Genomic DNA, 629 nt, shown 5'->3' with positions numbered 1-629 from the left:
GGCGGCGTCAGTGGGCTATGTCAGCCCGGCGCAATTCAGCCGCGACTTCAGACGGCATTTCGGGCGTACCGCATCGGAAGAAGCGAAGTGGGTCCGGCATCACCTGGGCGAACAGGTTTGACCATTGCCCCTCACCGTTCTCACGATCGATCGACCGTCAGAACACAACATGTCATTGTAAAGCAGCTTGAAGGGCGGCTTTGCAATGAATGAGGGTCGTGTCGAAGACGGGAACGCCTACGTGATCCTGGTTTAACAGCATACCCACCTCGGTACAGCCGAGGATAAGACAGTCGCAGCCTTTGTCGACCAGGTGCTGCGCAATCCGTTCATAGGTCAAGCGGCTCTCCTCGCGAACGATGTCGCGGCACAGCTCTTCATAGATAATACGATGGGTTTCAGCTCGATCATCAGCTTCAGGGATCGTTGGCGACAGCCCCTGAGCGATGAGGCGGTCGGTATAGAAGGTCTGTTCCATGGTGAAGGCGGTTGCCATCAAACCCGGTCTCCGGAAACCGCGGTCGACGATAGCGGTTGCAGTTGCGTCCGCGATGTGCACGAAGGGAATCGACACCCCGCCCACGATCTTGTCCGCCACCTTGTGCATGGTGTTTGTCGCAAGGATGAGG

2 protein-coding genes are annotated in these 629 nt (G+C 57.6%); one reads left to right on the top strand and one right to left on the bottom strand.

Going from position 1 to position 629, the window contains the following annotated elements; translation table 11 throughout:
- Window positions 1-121, top strand: a 121-nt coding sequence (locus tag AB4Z23_RS27800; protein ID WP_441361218.1) for an AraC family transcriptional regulator, incomplete at its 5' end; no start/stop codon positions are given.
- A gap of 51 nt (window positions 122-172) precedes the next feature.
- On the opposite strand, the gene AB4Z23_RS27795 is transcribed toward AB4Z23_RS27800, so the two are convergent.
- On the bottom strand, window positions 173-629 hold a 457-nt coding region (locus tag AB4Z23_RS27795), incomplete at its 5' end, for an aspartate/glutamate racemase family protein (RefSeq protein ID WP_441361217.1).

The sequence above is a fragment of the Agrobacterium sp. MCAB5 genome (genome assembly GCF_052114365.1).
Taxonomy (GTDB): Bacteria; Pseudomonadota; Alphaproteobacteria; order Rhizobiales; family Rhizobiaceae; genus Agrobacterium; species Agrobacterium tumefaciens.
This window is presented reverse-complemented; position numbering and strand designations above follow the sequence as displayed.